This window comes from Streptomyces sp. NPDC046727 (assembly GCF_040645635.1).
In the GTDB taxonomy this organism is placed as follows: domain Bacteria; phylum Actinomycetota; class Actinomycetes; order Streptomycetales; family Streptomycetaceae; genus Streptomyces.
Map to the genome: position 1 here is coordinate 33,048 of NZ_JBEYYR010000041.1, position 18,183 is coordinate 51,230.

Annotated in this window: 3 protein-coding genes; all 3 read left to right on the forward strand. The window is 76.0% G+C overall.

Annotated elements, in window-relative coordinates:
• Nucleotide 1: 1 nt before the first annotated feature.
• From ABZ937_RS35620 to ABZ937_RS35630, 3 genes are read left to right on the forward strand one after another with little or no spacing between them, the layout of a single operon-like run.
• The gene (locus ABZ937_RS35620; RefSeq protein ID WP_361698192.1) at nt 2-697 is read left to right on the forward strand and encodes an FMN-binding negative transcriptional regulator; all 696 of its coding nucleotides are present in this window, start codon (nt 2-4) and stop codon (nt 695-697) included.
• Nucleotides 694-11,523: an amino acid adenylation domain-containing protein gene (locus ABZ937_RS35625; RefSeq protein WP_361698194.1), complete on the forward strand. Its 10,830-nt coding sequence runs from the start codon at nt 694-696 to the stop codon at nt 11,521-11,523. The genes ABZ937_RS35620 and ABZ937_RS35625 overlap by 4 nt, the downstream gene beginning before the upstream one ends.
• Nucleotides 11,516-18,163, forward strand: a complete 6,648-nt coding sequence (locus ABZ937_RS35630; protein WP_361698196.1) for an SDR family NAD(P)-dependent oxidoreductase — start codon at nt 11,516-11,518, stop codon at nt 18,161-18,163. Before ABZ937_RS35625 ends, ABZ937_RS35630 begins: the two co-directional genes overlap by 8 nt.
• Nucleotides 18,164-18,183 lie beyond the last annotated feature (20 nt).

The window sequence follows — 18,183 nt, forward strand, 5'->3', positions numbered from 1 at the left end:
AGTGTACGAACGTCCGCTGTACCGCGAGGACCGCGACGGCGTCGTCCTGGCGTTTCTGCGACACAACCCACTGGCACTGGTCGTCACCTCGCACGACGGCGTCCCGGTGGCCACGCACGCGCCGGTGCTGTTCCGGCACGGACCCGACGGGGCCGACGCCGAGGCCGTCGCCGCGGGCACCGTCCCGCTCGCCGGCTCCACCCTGATCGGCCACATGAACGTCGAGAACCCGCAGTGGCGCCGGATGCGCTCCGGTGACCGGGCGCTCATCGTCTTCCAGGGCCCGCACGGCTATGTCTCGCCGACGGTCTACGAGGTCACGCCCGCCGCCCCCACCTGGGACTTCACCGCCGTCCACGTGACCGGCACGGTGGAGCCCACCGCCGACCCCGGCGCCGTGCTGGACATCGTCTCCGACACCGCCCGGCGGCTGGAGTCCGGCTTCGGGCGCGGCTGGGACCAGCAGTCCTCCCTCGACTACTTCCGCCAGATCGCGCCCGGCGTGGGCGCCTTCACCCTGCGGGTCGAGTCCGTGCAGACGATGTTCAAGCTCAGCCAGGAGAAGCCCGTCCCGATGCGGCGGCGCGTGGTCGAGCAGTTCGAAGCAAGCGAGTCCGGCACCCATCGCGCACTGGCCAGCATGATGCGCGACCGCGGACTCACCGAAGCCGACGAGGAGCGGGAGACAGCCGGATGACGCAGGGGAGCTCGCGACGGCCGGGACTGGACTCGGCACTGAACCGGCTCCGGGAGCGCACGGCGAGGACCGGCACGACACCGGCGGGCATCACCCGGGTCCCCCGGGACCAGCCGCTGGAGCTGTCGTTCGCCCAGCAGAGGCTGTGGTTCCTCGACCGGCTGATGCCGGACAGCGCCTTCTACAACTTCGGCACCGCCGTGCGCGTCCGCGGCCCGCTCGACGCCGGCCTGCTGGCCCGGGCGCTGAGCCGTGTCGTCGCCCGGCACGAGACCCTGCGCACCGTCTTCGCCGACCACGAAGGCGTCCCCGGTGCCGTCGTCCTGCCGCCGGAGCCGGTACCCGTCCCCGTGACCGACGCCGCGGACGAGGCCGACGCCGAGCGGCTGGCCGGCGAGGAGGCCGCGCGCCCCTTCGACCTCACCAACGGCCCCCTGCTCCGCGCCCGCCTGCTGCGGCTCGCCGCCGACGACCACGTCCTGCTGCTGACGGTGCACCACATCGCCACCGACGGCTGGTCGCACGGCCTGCTGTGGGCCGAGCTGACCGCGGCCTACACCGCCCTGGCCGAGGGCCGGCAGCCCGCGCTGCCGGAACTGCCGGTGCAGTACGCCGACTTCGCCGCCTGGCAGCGCCGTACCCTGCCGCCCGCCGTGCTGGAGCGGCGCCTCGCGTTCTGGCACGACCGGCTGGCCGGCCTGCCCCCGCTGGACCTGCCGCTCGACCGGCCCCGCCCGGCCGTCGCCTCCGCCGAGGGCGGCGTCGTCACCTGGCGGCTGCCGGCGGACGCCGTCGCCGCCGCCCGGGCCGTCGCCGCACGGCAGGGCGCGACCCTGCACATGACCCTGCTGGCCGCGTTCAGCGCGGTCCTCGGGCGGCACGCCCGCACCGAGGACGTCGCCGTCGCCCAGCCGGTCGCCGGCCGGCCCCTGGCCGAGGTCGAGCAACTGATCGGGTTCTTCGTCAACACCGTCGTCACCCGCACCGACCTCGGCGGCGACCCCACCTTCGCGGAACTCGTCGAACGCGTCCGCGCCGCCTCCGTGGACGAGATGGCGCACCAGGACGTGCCGTTCGAGTACCTGGTGGAGCGGCTGGTCCCCGAGCGCGACCTGTCCCGCAACCCGCTCGCCCAGGTCGTCTTCCAGTACGTGCCCCGGCCCGCCGCACGCCCCGCGCCGTTCCCCGGCACCACCGCCGAACCCTTCGCGGGCGACCGCGCCTTCACCCGCATGGACCTGGAGGTCTACCTCGGCGAGGACGCCGAGGGCGGCGTCGAGGGACTGATCAACTACAGCCGCGCCCTGTTCGACCGGGACACCGTCGAGCGGCTGGCCCGCCACCTGACCACCCTGCTGCGCGCCGCCTGCGCCGAGCCGGACCGGCCGCTGTCCCGGCTGACGATGACCGACGCCGCCGAGGACGCGGCCCTGGACCGGGCCGCCCACGGCACCGACGTACCGCTGCCCGAGGCCTCGCTGCCCGAGCTGTTCGCCGCCCAGGCCGCACGCACCCCGGACGCCGTCGCCGTGGCCGACGGCACGGAGCACCTCACCTACGCCCAGCTGGACCGCGCCGCCAACCGGCTCGCCCACGTCCTGGCCGGCCACGGAGCCGGACCCGAGAGCGTCGTCGCGCTGGCCACCGAACGCTCCGCCCACCTGGTCGTCGCCGTGCTCGCCGTCCTCAAGGCCGGTGGCGCCTACCTGCCGCTCGACGCCCGCAACCCGGCCGCCCGGACCCGAGCCGTCCTCGCCGACACCGGTGCCGCGCTGCTGCTGACCGACGGCGGCCCCGCACCCGCCGGCACCGAGCACCTGCCGGCCGTGGACCTGCACGCCGTCCCCGACACCGCCCCCGACACGGCGCCGCCGACCACCGTCGGCCCCGACGGCCTGGCGTACGTGATGTCCACCTCCGGTTCCACCGGCACGCCCAAGGCCGTCGCCACGACCCACCGCGCCGTGGCCGCCCTCGCCCTCCACCGGCGCTGGTCCGGCGGAGCCCACGAGCGGGTCCTGCTGCACTCCCCGCAGGCCTTCGACGCCTCCACCTACGAACTGTGGTCCCCGCTGCTGTCCGGCCGCCGCGTCGTCGTGGCCCCGCCCGGCGCCCTCGGACCCGCCGCCCTCGCCCGTGTCGTCGCCGACCAGGGCGTCACCGCGCTGTGGCTGACCTCCGGCCTCTTCGACCTCGTGGCCGAGGAGGACGTCACCTGCCTGGCCGGCGTCCGCGAACTCGTCGTCGGCGGCGACACCGTGTCCCCGGCGACCGTGGCCCGCGTCCGCGCCGCCCACCCGGAGCTGACGGTCGTCAACGGCTACGGCCCCACCGAGACCACCACCTTCGCCACCCTCCACCCGATCGCGCCGGCCGACCCGGCCCCCGGCGGCCGGGTGCCCATCGGCAGCCCCCTGGACAACACCCGCGCCCACGTCCTCGACGACCGGCTGCGGCCCGTCCCGTTCGGCGTGCCCGGCGAACTGTACGTCGGCGGCCCGCGCCTGGCCCGCGGCTACGCCGGCCGGCCGGCGGCCACCGCCGAACGCTTCCTGCCCGACCCGTTCGGACCGGCGGGCAGCCGCATGTACCGCACCGGCGACGTGGTGCGCCGCCGCCCCGACGGCGTCCTGGAGTTCCTCGGCCGCGCCGACGACCAGGCGAAGCTGCGCGGCCTGAGGGTCGAGCCCGGCGAGGTCGAGGCCGTCCTGGCCGCCCACCCCGCCGTCGCGCACGCCGCCGTCGTGGTGCGCGGCGACGGCCCCGCCGGCAAGCGGCTCGTCGCCCATGTCGTCCCGCGCGCCGGCCACACCACCGACACCGCCGCCCTGCGCGCCCACGCCGCCGCGGCCCTGCCCGACTACCTGGTGCCCTCGGCGTTCGTCCTCGCCGACGCGCTGCCGCTGACCGCCACCGGCAAGGTCGACCGCGCCGCGCTGCCCGCCCCGGCGGAGACGGCGGACGCCGGCCTGGCCGCACCGCGCACCGACGCCGAGCGGGCGCTGTGCGAGATCTTCGCCGAGCTGCTCGACGCCGACGCGTTCGGCGCCGAGGACGACTTCTTCGTACGCGGCGGGCACTCGCTGCTCGCCACCCGGCTCGTCGCCCGTATCGCCCGCGCCTTCGGCACCGAGGTCCCGCTGCGCGAGGTGTTCGAGCACCGCACCCCGCGGGCCCTGGCCGTGGTCGTCACCGGCGCCGCGCTCCCGGCCGACCCGGCGCCGCCGCTGGTGCCCGCGGACCGCGACCGGCCGCTGCCGCTGTCCTTCGCCCAGCAGCGGATGTGGTTCCTGGACCAGCTCGCCCCCGGCAGCGCCTCGTACACCTCCGGCGGAGCCCTGCGCGTGCGCGGAACGCTGGACCCCGAGCGGCTGGTCGGCGCCCTGTCGGCGGTCGTCGCCCGTCACGAGACGCTGCGCACCACCTTCACGGTGGCCGACGGCGTGCCCGCCGCGGTCGTCGGCACCGCCGCCCCGGTCCCCCTGCGGGTCGTCGACGTACCGGACGCCGACGCGGCACGGGCCGCGGCCTCCGCCGAGCTGTCCACCGGGTTCGACCTGACGCGGGGCCCGCTGCTGCGCGCCACGCTGCTCCGGCTCGCCCCCGACGACCACGTCCTCGTCGTCGCCGTGCACCACATCGCGACCGACGGCTGGTCCCAGGCCCTGCTGTGGGCCGAGATCGCCGCCGCGTACGACGGCACCCCGCTGCCCGGACTGCCCGTCCAGTACGGCGACCACGCCGTCTGGCAGCGGTCCTGGCTGACCGGTGAGGTGCTGGAGCGCCGGGCCGGCTACTGGACCGACCGGCTGGCCGGCCTCGCCCCGCTGGAACTGCCGCTGGACAAGGCCCGGCCCGCCGTCGCCACCGGCCGGGCGGGCACTCTGCCCTGGCAGCTGCCCGCCGACGTGGTCCGGGACGCCCGGGCCGTCGCCGCCCGCGAGGGCGCCACGCTCTACATGGTCCTCCTGGCCGCGTTCACCCTCGTCCTGTCCCGGTACGCCCGCACCGAGGACGTCGCCGTGGGCTCGCCGATGGCCGGCCGGACCCGCGCCGAGACCGAGGCGCTGATCGGCTTCTTCGTCAACGTCGTCGCCGTCCGCACGGACCTGTCCGGCGACCCGACCTTCCGGGAACTCCTCGGCCGGGTACGGGAGTCGGTGGTCGGCGCCGTCGAGCACCAGGACGTCCCCTTCGAGCACCTGGTGGAACGGCTGCGCCCCGAGCGCGACCTGTCCCGCAACCCGCTGGTGCAGGTGGCGTTCCAGCTGCTCACCGACGCGCCCCGGCGGCCCTGGTGGCAGGGCGCCCAGGCCGAGCCGTTCGACATCGACCACGCGTACACCCGGATGGACCTGGAGGTGCACGCCGTCGAGACCGGCGACGAGGTCGGCGCGACCGTCCTGTACGCGGCCGACCTGTTCGACGCCGACACCGTCCGCCAGCTGATGCACCACGTGTCGGTGGTCCTCGGCGAGGTGCTCGCCGACCCCGACCGGCCGGTGTCCGCGGCGACCATGCTCGACGAGACCGACCGGCACCGCACCCTGATCGCCTGGAACGACACGGCCGTACCCCTGCCGGACGGCTCCGTGCCCCGGCTCTACGCCGAGCAGGCCGCCCGCACCCCCGACGCCGTCGCCCTGATCTGCGGCGACGAGCGGGTCACCTACGCCGAACTGGACCGGCGGGCCAACCGCTTCGCCCACCTCCTGCTGGCCCACGGCGTCGGCGCCGACGAACCGGTCGGTGTCGCCACCGGACGCTCCACCGGCATGGTGGCCGCCGTACTCGGCGTGCTCAAGGCGGGCGCCGCCTACGTGCCGCTCGACCCGCGCAACCCCACGGGCCGCACCGAACGCATCGTGGCCACCTCCGGGCTGCGCGTCGTCATCGCCGACCGCCCGGTGCCCGGCACCGACGGCATCACCGTCCTCGACGTCACCGACCCGGGCCCCGGCCCCGACACCGACCCCGGCATCGACCCGCACCCCGACACCACGGCGTACGTCATCTACACCTCGGGCTCCAGCGGCGAGCCCAAGGGCGTGGCCGTGACCCACCGCAACGTCGTCGTGCTGGCCGCCGACCGCCGCTGGAGCAACGGCAACCACGAACGGGTGCTGCTGCACTACCCGCTGGCCACCGACATCTCCACCTACGAGCTGTGGCCGTTCCTGCTGGCCGGCAAGCAGATCGTCGTCGCCGCCGACGAGCACGTCGAGCCGCACACCTTCGACCGGCTCATCCGCGAGCACGGCGTCACCGCGATGTGCCTGCCCGCACCCCTGTTCAGCCTCCTCGCCGAGGAGTGCATGGAGTGCTTCGGCGGACTGCGCGAGGTGCTCACCGGCGGCGAGGCCGTGTCCGGCGAGACCGTCGCCCAGGTGATGGCCGCCCACCCGCACCTGACCGTGGTCGACGCCTACGGCCCGACCGAGGCGACCGCGTTCACCACGCTGTTCCCGATGGAGCCGGGCTTCCGGCTCGCCGGCTCCCGCGTGCCCATCGGCGCGCCGATCGACAACACCCGGGTGTACGTCCTCGACGACACCCTCCGCCCGGCGCCGCTGGGCGTGGCGGGCGAACTCGTCATCGGCGGGCCCCGCGTGGCGCGCGGCTACCTGGGCCGGCCCGACCTGACCGCCGAGAAGTTCGTGCCGGACCCGTGGGGCGGGCCGGGCGAGCGGATGTACCGCACGGGCGACGTCGTACGGTGGCTGCCCGGCGGCGCGCTGGAGTTCCTCGGCCGCGCCGACGTCCAGGTCAAGATCCGCGGCTTCCGGGTGGAGCCCGGCGAGGTCGAGGCCGCGCTGCTGCGGCACCCGGCGGTCTCGCAGGTCACCGTCGCCGTGCGCGAGGACATCCCGGGCGACAAGCGCCTGGTCGCCTATGTGGTGCTGGAGCCGGAGGCCGACGCGAGCGTGCTGCCCGCGCTGCGCGCCCACGCCGCGGGCTCCGTACCCGACTACATGGTGCCGTCGGCGTTCGTCGCGCTCGACGCGTTCCCGCTGTCCACCACCGGCAAGATCGACCGCCGGGCCCTGCCCGCACCCGACACCCGCTCGGTCGCCGAGAGCGGGTACGTGCCGCCCGCGACCGAGGCGGAGCGGGTGCTGTGCGAGATCTTCGCCGAGGTGCTGGACGTCCACCCGGTGGGCGCCGACGACGACTTCTTCGCCCTGGGCGGGCACTCGCTGCTGGCCACCCGCGCCATCGCGCGGATCCGCGCCCGCTTCGGGCCCGACGTGCCGCTCCAGGCGGTGTTCGAACGGCGCTCCCCGCGCCGGCTGGCCGAGACCCTCGGCGAGCCCGGCGCGGCCACGGACGTCATCCGGCCGGCCCGCCGCGACGGCGCCGCGCTTCCGCTGTCGTCCTCCCAGCGGCGCCTGTGGTTCCTGGACCGGCTCACCCCGGACAGCGGCTTCTGGAACGTGGCGATGGGCGTACGCGCCCGCGGCCCGCTCGACGTCGACGCCCTCGGCCGGGCGCTGTCCCTGGTGGTCTCCCGCCACGAGGTGCTGCGTACCGTCTTCGCCGCCGACGCCGGCGAGCCGACGGCCGTCGTCCGGCCCGCGACCCCGCTCCGCCTGGAGGTCACGGACGTCACCGACGAGGCCGAGGTGCGCGCCCTGGCCGAGGCGGACGCCGCGCGCCCCTTCGACCTGGCCCAGGGTCCGCTGCTGCGCGCCCGCGTGCTGCGCCTCGCGGCCGAGGACCACGCCGTCCTGATCACCGCGCACCACGCGGTCACCGACGGCTGGTCGCACGCCGTGTTCTGGGGCGAGCTGGCCGAGGCCTACCGCGCCGAACTGTCCGGCGACCCCGCCGAACTGCCCGAACTGGCCGTCCAGTACGGCGACTTCGCCGTCTGGCAGCGGGACCGGCTCACCGGTGCCGAGCTGGAGCGGTACCTCACCTACTGGCGGGCGCGGCTCGCCGGGCTGCGCCCCCTGGAACTGCCCCTGGACCGGCCCCGCCCCGCGGTCGCCGGCTCGGCGGGCGCCTCCCAGCCGTGGGAACTGCCCGAGGACCTGGTCCGGGCCGCGCGCGCGTTCGGCGACACCGAGGGCGCCACCCTGTACATGACGCTGCTGACCGCCTTCACCGTGGTCCTGGCACGGTTCGCCGGCACCGAGGACGTCGCCGTCGGCGCCCCGGTGGCGGGCCGTACCCGCCCCGAGGTGGAGCGGCTGATCGGCTTCTTCGTCAACATGCTGGTGCTGCGCACCGACGTCTCCGGCGACCCGACCTTCCGCGACCTGCTGGGCCGGGTGCGCGAGACGGTGGTGGGCGCCATGGACCACCAGGACCTGCCCTTCGAGCACCTGGTGGAGACCCTGGCACCCGAGCGGGACCTGTCCCGCAACCCGCTGGTCCAGGTGGTCTTCCAGCTGATGCGGGCGCCGAAGGACAAGGGCGACCGTCTCGGCGCCGCCCGCCTGGAACCGCTGCTGGACGACCACGCCTTCACCCGCGTCGACCTCGAAGTGCACCTCACCGAGGACGGCGACCGGGTGCGCGGCACCGTGCTGCACTCCACCGCGCTGTTCGAGGCGGAGACGGTCCGCCGCCTGCTGCACCACCTCACGGTGCTGCTGCGCGGGGCCCTCGCCGACCCGGACGCGCCGCTGTCCACGCTCTCGCTGCTGGACGACGACGACCGCCACCTGCTGCTGGAGCGGTGGAACGACACGGCCCTCCCGTACCGGGACGTCCCGCTCGCGGAGCTGTTCGCCGAGCAGGTAGCCCGTACCCCTGACGCCCGGGCCGTGGAGTGCGAGGACGACGTCCTCACCTACGCCGAACTGGACCGCGAGGCCGAGCGGATCGCCGCCGGACTGCGGGCCCACGGGGTACGGCCGGACGACCTCGTCGGCCTCTGCCTGGAGCGCGGCACCGTACAGATGGCCGGTCTGATCGGCATCCTCAAGGCCGGCGCCGCCTATGTGCCGATCGACCCGAGCCACCCCCGGGACCGGATCCGGCTCATCGTCGACGACGCCCGGATGACCGTCGCCGTCACCGACCGGGCCCACGCGGACGTCTTCGCCGAGGGCACCGCCCTCGTCCTCGTGGACGCCCCGGCCGAGCAGGAGCCGCACGCGGCGACGGCCGCCGGGCGACCCGGCCCCGACTCCCTCGCCTATGTCGTCTACACCTCCGGCTCCACCGGCGTACCCAAGGGCATCGCCATGCCCGCCCGGTGCGTGGTCAACATGCTCGCCTGGCAGAAGAAGGCGGTACCGGGCGGACCCGGCACGCGCACCGCCCAGTTCACCGCCCTCACCTTCGACGTGCATGTGCAGGAGGTGCTCTCCGCCCTCCTGTACGGCGAGACGCTGGTCATCCCCACCGAGGAGACCCGCCGCGACCCGGCCCGCTTCGCCCGCTGGCTCGACGAGCGGGCCATCGAGCAGATCTTCGTGCCCAACCTGATGATCCGCGCGCTCGCCGAGGAGGCCGGCGCCGGCCGGGCCCGGCTCACCTCGCTGCGGCACATCTCCCAGGCGGGCGAGCCGCTGACGCTGGACACCGTGCTGCGCGAGTTCTGCGCCGCCCGGCCCCACCTGCGCCTGCACAACCACTACGGCTCCACCGAGATCCAGGTCGTCACCTCCTGCACGCTGCCCGGTGACGTCGCCGACTGGCCGCGGACCGCACACCTGGGCGAGCCGGTCGACAACTCCCGCGCCTACGTCCTGGACGACCGGCTGCGGCCGGTCCCCGTGGGCGTGGCCGGCGAACTGTGCTTCGCCGGCCCCGGACTCGCCCGCGGCTACGTCGGCAAGCCGGAACTGACGGCGCAGAAGTTCGTGCCCGACCCGTTCGGCCCGCCGGGATCCCGCCTCTACCGCACCGGTGACCTGGGCCGCTGGCGGCCCGACGGCAGCCTGGAGTACCTGGGCCGGCTCGACCACCAGGTCAAGATCCGCGGGTTCCGGGTGGAGCTGGGCGAGGTCGAGGCCGTCCTGCTGCGGCACCCCGAGGTCACCCGCGCCGTCGTCGTCGCCCGCGAGGACGCCCCGGGCGTCAAGCGGCTCGTCGGCTACGTCGTTCCCGTCCCGGGCACCGACGGCGGGCTGCCCGCCCGGCTGCGCGCCCACCTGGCCGACGCCGTACCGGACTACATGGTGCCGTCGGCGCTCGTCGCGCTGGACGCGTTCCCGCTGACCACCACCGGCAAGATCGACCGGGCCGCGCTGCCCGCCCCCGATCTGCGCACCACGCTCGACACCGGCTTCACCGCGCCCCGCACCTCGGCGGAGCAGGCGCTGTGCGAGGTGTTCGCCGAGGTGCTGGAGACCGGCAGGGTCGGGATCGACGACGACTTCTTCGCGCTCGGCGGGCACTCGCTGGTCGCGGCCCGCACGGTCGCCCGGATCCGCGAGGTGCTGGGCGCCGAGGTGTCCCTGCGGGAGCTGTTCCAGCACCGCACCCCGCGCGCGCTCGCCGAGGTCGTCGCCGTGGCCCCGCGCACCGCCGTGCCGCCCCTGGTCCCGGTGTCCCGGCAGGAGCCCCTGCCGTTGTCGCTGGGCCAGCTGCGGCTGTGGCGGCTGCACGAGGCCGACCCCGGCAACCCGGTCTGGACGATCCCGCTGGCCGTACGGATCACCGGCGAACTGGACGCGGACCTGCTGGGCCGCGCCCTGACCGAGGTCGTCCGCCGGCACGAGGCGCTGCGCACGGCGTTCGTGCCCGGCGACGAGCCGACGTCGGTGATCCTGCCCGCCGCGGACATCGTGCTGGACCCGGTGGACGTGGCCGACGAGACCGCCGCCCGCGCCCTGGCCGACGAGGCCGCGGCCCGGCCGTTCGACCTCGTCTCCGGACCGGTGCTGCGGCCCGCCCTGCTGCGGATCGCGCCCGACGACCACGTCCTGCTGCTGACGGTGCATCACATCGCAACCGACGGCTGGTCCCAGGGCGTGCTCTGGACCGAACTGTCCGGCGTCTACGCGGCACTGCGCGAGAACCGCCCGGCCGAGCTTCCCGAACTGCCCGTCCAGTACGGCGACTTCGCCGTCTGGCAGCGGACCTGGCTCACCGGCGACGCGCTCGACGCCCAGCTCGACCACTGGCGCCGCCGGCTGGCCGGTCTGCGGCCCCTCGCCCTGCCCGGCGTCCCGGCCGGCGCGGCCCACGACGACACTGGCGTGCTGACCGAGTGGCGGCTGCCCGCCGACCTGGTCGCCACCGCCCGCCGGGTCGGCGCCGAGCACGACGCCACCCTCTACATGACCCTGCTGGCCGCGTTCACGGCCACGCTCGCCCGCTGGGCGGGCACGGACGACCTCGCCGTCGGCTCCCCGGTGGCGGGCCGCACCCGGGCCGAGGTCGAGGGGCTGATCGGCTTCTTCGCCAACTTCGTGCCCCTGCGCGTCGACCTCTCCGGCGACCCGTCCTTCGCCGGCCTGCTCGACCGGGTCCGGGACACCGCCGTCGACGCCTACGCCCACCAGGCACTGCCCTGGGAACGCGTCGTCGAGGGCCTCGGCCTGGACCCCGAACAGCCGCTGGTCGACGTCGTGTTCCAGCTCGTCAACGTAGAACTCGGCGAACTCGGCCTGCCCGGCGCCCGCGTCGAACAGTTCACGGGTCAACAGGCCTACGCCCGCTGGCACCTTGAGGTGCACCTGGTCGAGGACCCCGACGGCGGCCTCACCGGACACGTCGTACACCGCGCCGCCGCCCTCGACCGACGCGTCGTGGACGGCCTGCTGGCCGGCACCACCGCGCTGCTGCAGGCCGCACTCGCCGAACCCGGCCTGCCCGTCTCCGCACTGCACGCACCGGACCCGCTGGAGGGGACCACCCATGACTGAGCCGCTGACCGACCCGAAGGCCGCTCAGCCGCCCGCGCTCACGCACCGGCTCGCCGGTCTGCCCGAACCCGAGCGCCGGCGCGTCGTCCTGGACCTGGTCCTGACACAGGTCGCGGAGGTGCTCGACCTCGGCACCGCCGCCGACGTGCCGCCGGACCGGGCGATCCGGGAACTCGGACTGCGCTCGCTGACCGCCGTACAGCTGCTGCTGCGGCTCAGCCGCAGTACCGGCGTGAAGCTGCCCACCACCGCCATCTACGACCACCCCACCGCCCGCGCCCTCGCGGACGTCCTGGTCGACGCCGCCTCCGGCCGGCACGTCCGGCTCGCCGAGGACGACGAGCCCGTACAGCGCGCGGCCGACGACGACCCGGTCGCCGTGGTCGGCATGGCCTGCCGCTTCCCGGGCGGCGTGACCACCCCCGACGAGCTGTGGCGGCTCGTGCTGGAGGAGCGCGACGCCATCACGCCGTTCCCCGCCGACCGCGGCTGGGACCTCGCCGCCCTCGCCGACCCGGACGGCCCCTCGGCCAGCCGTACCCGGCACGGCGGATTCCTCGACGACGTCGCCCTGTTCGACGCCGGCTTCTTCGGCATCAGCCCGCGCGAGGCCCAGCTGATGGACCCCCAGCAGCGGCTGCTCCTGGAGACCAGCTGGGAGGCGCTGGAGCGGGCCGGGGTCGCACCCGGCTCCTGGCGGGGCGGACGCGTCGGCGTGTTCGTCGGCGCCAACGCCCAGTCCTACTCCTCGCTGCTCGCCGGCATTCCCGAGGGCGGCGACGGGCACGCCCTGACCGGCCGCCTGGCCAGCGTGGTGGCCGGCCGCATCTCCTACGTCCTCGGCCTGGAGGGCCCCGCCTTCACGGTGGACACCGCCTGCTCGTCCTCCCTCGTCGCCCTGCACCAGGCGGTGCGGTCGCTGCGCTCGGGCGAGAGCACCCTCGCGCTGGCCGGCGGTGTGACCGTCATGCCGACGCCGGAGCTGTTCGTCGACTTCACCAAGCAGGGCGGCCTGTCCGAGGACGGCCGCTGCCGCTCGTACGCCAAGGCCGCCGACGGACTCGGCTGGTCCGAGGGCGTCGGCATGCTCCTGCTGGAGCGGCTCTCCGACGCCCGCCGCAACGGCCACCCGGTGCTCGCCCTGCTGCCCGGCACCGCCATCAACCAGGACGGCGCCTCCAACGGCCTCACCGCGCCGAGCGGCGCCGCCCAGCAGCGCGTGGTCCGGCAGGCACTGGCCGACGCCGGACTGCGTCCCGCCGACGTGGACGCCGTCGAGGGCCATGGCACCGGCACCACCCTGGGCGACCCCATCGAGGCCCAGGCACTCCTCTCCTCCTACGGCCAGGACCGCGACCGGCCGCTGTGGCTGGGCTCGCTGAAGTCCAACCTCGGCCACGCCCAGGCCGCCGCCGGCGTCGGCGGAGTGATCAAGATGGTGCTCGCGCTCCAGCACGGACTGCTCCCGAAGACGCTGCACGTCGACGAGCCCACCCCGCACGTGGACTGGGTGTCCGGCGACGTACGGCTGCTCACCGAGGCCCGCCCGTGGCCCCGGGGCGAGCGTCCCCGCCGGGCCGGCGTGTCCTCGTTCGGCGTCAGCGGCACCAACGCCCATGTGATCGTGGCGGAAGCGCCCGAACCCGAGGAAGCGGCGGCGCCGCCGGCCGGTGCGGTCCCCGTGCCCTGGCAGCTGTCCGCGCGCACCGAGGCCGCGCTGCTCGAACAGGCCGCCCGGCTGCGCGAGTTCGTCGCCGCCGACCCCGGCCTTGAGCCCGCCTCCGTCGGGTTCACCCTGGCCACCCGCCGCACCGCGTTCGAGCACCGCGCCGCCGTCGTGGGCCGCGACCGCGCCGAACTGCTCGCCGCGCTCGACGTGCTCGCCGCGGGCGGCGCCGACCAGGCCGTCGTCCGCGGCACCGCCGGAGCCGACGGCAGCGTCGTCTTCGTCTTCGCCGGCCAGGGCGGACAGTGGCTCGGCATGGGCGTGGAACTGCTCGACACCCACCCCGTGTTCGCCGCGCGCATGGCCGAGTGCGAGCGCGCCCTCGCCCCCTACCTGGACTGGTCGGTCGTGGACGTGCTGCGCGGCGCCGAGGGCGCGCCGCCGCTGAGCCGCGTCGACGTGGTGCAGCCGGTGCTGTTCGCGCTCATGGTCTCGCTGGCCGCGGTGTGGCGCTCCCACGGCGTCGTGCCGGCGGCCGTCGTCGGCCACTCCCAGGGCGAGATCGCCGCCGCCTGCGTCGCCGGCGCCCTCACCCTGGACGACGCCGCGAAGATCGTCGCGCTGCGCGCCAAGGCCGTCGCCGACCTGCCCGGCCGCTGCGGCATGGCCTTCGTCGCCGCCCCCGCCGCCGACGTCGAGCAGATGCTGGAGCGCTGGCCCGGACGGCTCGGCATCGCCGCCGCCAACAGCCCCCGCTCGCTGGTCGTCGCGGGCGACCGCGACGCCCTGGAGGAGCTGCTCGACCTCTGCGACGACGAGGGGCTGCGCGCCGGCCGCGTCGCCGCCGACTACGCCTCGCACTCCCCGCAGGTGGAGGCCGTACGGCAGCGGCTGCTCGCCGACCTCAAGGGCATCCGCCCCCAGGACGGCGACGTGCCCCTGTACTCCACCGTCACCGCGGACTGGATCGACGGCAGCGAACTGGGCGCCCGCTACTGGTACCGCAACCTGCGCGAGCCCGTGCTCTTCCAGAACGCGATCAGCGGCCTGCTCGCCGCCGGCCACCACGGCTTCGTGGAGATCAGCCCGCACCCCGTGCTCACGGTCGCCATGCAGCAGACCGCCGAGGCCGAGGGCACCGAACTGCGGGTCGCCGCCACCCTGCGCCGCGACGAGAGCGACCGGCTGCGCTTCACCACCGCACTGGCCGAGGTCGCCGCCGGCGGCGTGCCGGTCGACTGGCGCCCCCTGTTCGACGCCACCGGCGCCCGCCCCGTCGAACTGCCCACCTACCCCTTCCAGCGCGAGCGCTACTGGCTCACCCCGCACGCCGCCGGCGCCGGTGACCTGACCGCCGTCGGCCTCACCGCCGGCGGGCATCCGCTGCTCGGCGCCGAGGCCGAACTCCCCGACGAGGACGGCCTGCTCCTCACCGGCCGGATCAGCCCCGAGACGCACCCCTGGCTGACCGAGCACACCGTGCTGGGCACCGCCCTGCTGCCCGGCACCGCCGTCCTGGAGATGGTGGCCCACGCCGGCCACCGCCTCGGCAGCGCCCAGGTCGAGGAGCTGACCCTGGCCGCGCCCATCGGTGTCCCCGCCGACGGCCTGACCCTGCGCGTCACCGTGCACGGCGCCGACGCCTCCGGCCGCCGTACGGTCGCCGTCCACTCCCACTCCGGCGACGGCTGGACCCGGCACGCCACGGGCGTCCTGGCACCGGCCGAGCCGGCGGAACCCGTGACCGGCGCGTGGCCCCCGGCGGGCGCGGAGCCGGTCCCGGTCGACGGCGTGTACGACCGCTTCGCCGCCCGCGGCTACGGCTACGGCCCCGCCTTCCGGGGCCTGCGCGCCCTGTGGCGCCGGGACACCGAGGTCTACGCCGAGGTCGAACTCCCCGACACCGTCGACACCACCGGCCATCTCGTGCACCCGGCGCTGCTCGACGCCGTCACCCAGGCCGTGCCCGCCGCCGAGCCCGCGGACGCGCCCCTGCTGCTGCCGTTCACCTGGACCGGCGTGACCGTGCACCCCGGCCCGGCCCGCGTCCTGCGGGTGCGCGCCGCCCGGGAGAGCGCCGACACGCTGCGGCTCACCGCGACCGACCGCGAGGGCCGGCCCGTCCTGGAGCTGGCCGCGCTGCGGCTGCGGCCCGCGTCGGCCGGTCAGCTCCGCGCCGTGGCCGCCGCCGGCACGCGCGACGCGCTGTTCCGCGTGACCTGGCAGACCCCCGACGCCGAGGCACCCGCCGCCGCGCGCTGCGCCGTCCTGGGCGACGGACCGGAGGGCCTCACCGCGCCCCTGAGCGCCACCCTCGCCGACATCGACGCCGGTGCGGTCGACCTCGTCCTCGCTCCCGTCAGCACCGCGACCGACGTGGTCGCCGCCACCCACCGGGCCACCGCCCAGGTGCTGGAGCTGCTGCGCGCGTGGCTCGCCGACGAGCGGTTCGGGCACGCCCGGCTCGCGATCGTCACCCGGCACGCCGTCGCCGCCCGGCCCGGCGAGGAACCCGACCCGGCCGCCGCCGCGGTCTGGGGCCTGGTGCGCTCGGCGCAGACCGAGCACCCCGACCGGTTCCTGCTCGTCGACACCGACGGCACGCCCGCCTCCCTGGGCGCGGTGCCGGCCGTCGGCGACGAGCCGCAGACCGCGCTCCGGGACGGCGCACGCCTCGTCGCCCGGCTCACCCGGGCCTCCGAGACCGCGCTGCGCCCGCCCGCCGGCGCCGACGCCTGGCGCGTCGACGTGGTACGGCCCGGCAGCATCGACGGCGTCGACGCCGTCGACGCTCCCGACGCCACCGCACCCCTGGCACCCGGCCAGGTGCGCATCGCCGTCCGCGCGGCGGGCCTGAACTTCCGCGATGTGCTGTGCGCGCTCGACATGTACCCGGACGAGGTCGACGCGATCGGCTCCGAGGCCGCGGGCACCGTCGTCGAGGTCGCCCCCGACGTCACCGACCTCTCCGTCGGCGACCGCGTCCTCGGCATGGTGCCAGGCGGCTTCGGCACCCTCGCCGTGGTGGACCGGCGGCTCGTGGTGCCCGTCCCCGCCGGCTGGTCCTGGGTCCGCGCCGCGGCCCTGCCGTCCGTGTTCGCCACCGCCCGGTACGCCCTCGTCGACCTCGCCGGGGTCCGGGCGGGGGACCGGGTGCTGGTGCACGCGGCGGCCGGCGGTGTCGGTATGGCCGCGGTGCAGGTGGCGCGTCTGCTGGGTGCCGAGGTGTATGCGACGGCGAGTCCCGGCAAGCACGGGGTGTTGCGGGCGGCCGGTCTGGACGAGGCGCACGTGGCGTCGTCGCGGGACACGGAGTTCGCGCGGCGTTTCCCGGAGATGGACGTCGTACTGAACTCCCTCGCGGGTGAGTTCGTGGACGCGTCGCTGCGGCTGCTGCGCACCGGCGGACGGTTCGTGGAACTCGGCAAGACCGACCTCCGCGACCCCGCCGGCCTGCCCGGTGTCGACTACCTCCCGTTCGACCTGCTGCGGGACGCCGGCCCCGATCGCGTCCAGAGCCTGCTGACCGAGGTCGTCGCCCACGCCGAGGCGGGCGAGCTGACCGGCCTGCCCACCCGGACCTGGCCCCTCGCCGACGCGCGCACCGCGTTCCGGTTCATGGCCCAGGCCCGGCACACCGGCAAGATCGTGCTGACCGTCGCCCCCTACGCCGACGGCACCGTCCTGATCACCGGCGCCGGCGTGCTCGGCGGCATGCTCGCCCGGCACCTGGTGGCCGAACACGGCGCCCGCGACCTGGTGCTGGCCAGCCGCCGCGGCGCCGCCGCCCCCGGCAGCGCGGACCTGGTCGCCGAACTGGCCGCGGCGGGCGCCACCGTCCGCTTCGAGACCTGCGACGTCACCGACCGCGCCGCCCTCGACGCGCTGCTCGCCAAGGTGACCGCCGAGGCCCCGCTGACCGCGGTGGTGCACACCGCGGGCGCCCTCGACGACGGCGTGCTGACCGAACTCGACGCCGACCGGCTGCCGGGCGTGCTGCGCCCGAAGGCCGACGCCGCCTGGCACCTGCACGAACTCACCAAGGACAGGGACCTGTCGGCGTTCGTGCTGTTCTCCTCCGCGGCGGCCACCCTCGGCACCCCCGCGCAGGCCAACTACGCCGCCGCCAACGCCTTCCTCGACGCGCTCGCCGAACGGCGCCGCGCCGCCGGCCTGCCCGGCACCGCCGCGGCCTGGGGGCTGTGGGCCGACGCCACCGGCCTCACCCGGCACCTGGACGCCGCCGACGTCGCCCGCGCCGGCCGCAACCGCATCGTGCCGATGGCCGCCGCCGAGGGACTGGCCCTGTTCGACACGGCCACCGCCACCGGCGACGCCGTGACCGTCACCGCCCGCCTGGACCTCGCCACCGCCTCCGCCGCGCCCACCCCGGCGCTGCTGTACGGCCTGGTCGCCACCCCGGCCGGCCCGGCCGCCGCCCGCCCGGTGACCGACGCCGCCGCCCTGGTGGCGCGGATCACCGCCCTGCCCGCGCCCGAGCGCGCCCCCGCCCTGCTCGACGTCGTCCGCGGCCAGGTCGCCGACGTCCTGGGGCACCGGGGAGGCGACGCGGTGGCACCCGACCGCGGCTTCAAGGAACTGGGCTTCGACTCGCTGACCGCCGTCGAACTGCGCAACCGCCTCGGCGCCGCCACCGGCCTGCGCCTGCCCACCACCATCGTGTTCGACCATCCCAACCCGGCCGCGCTCGCCGACCACCTCCTCGACGCGCTCCTGCCGAGCGAGTCCGACGAGGCGAGCGCCGACCGGATCATCGCCGAACTGGCCCGCGTGGAGAGCGCGCTCGGCGCACTGCCGGCCGACGGCACCGACCGCGCCCGGGTGGCGGCGCACCTGCGGGACCTCGCGGCCCGCTGGGACGCCGGCACGACCGACGGCACACCCGAGCGGGCCGCCCTGGACGGCGTCACCGCCGACGAACTCTTCGACCTGATCGACCGGGGCATCTCGTGACCCGCGCCGAACGAACCGCA

Bases quoted from the DNA above. Each gene is read 5' to 3' on its own strand.
- ABZ937_RS35630 (WP_361698196.1), top strand. From the start codon at position 11,516: ATGACTGAGCCGCTGACCGACCCGAAGGCCGCTCAGCCGCCCGCGCTC.
- ABZ937_RS35625 (WP_361698194.1), top strand. From the start codon at position 694: ATGACGCAGGGGAGCTCGCGACGGCCGGGACTGGACTCGGCACTGAAC.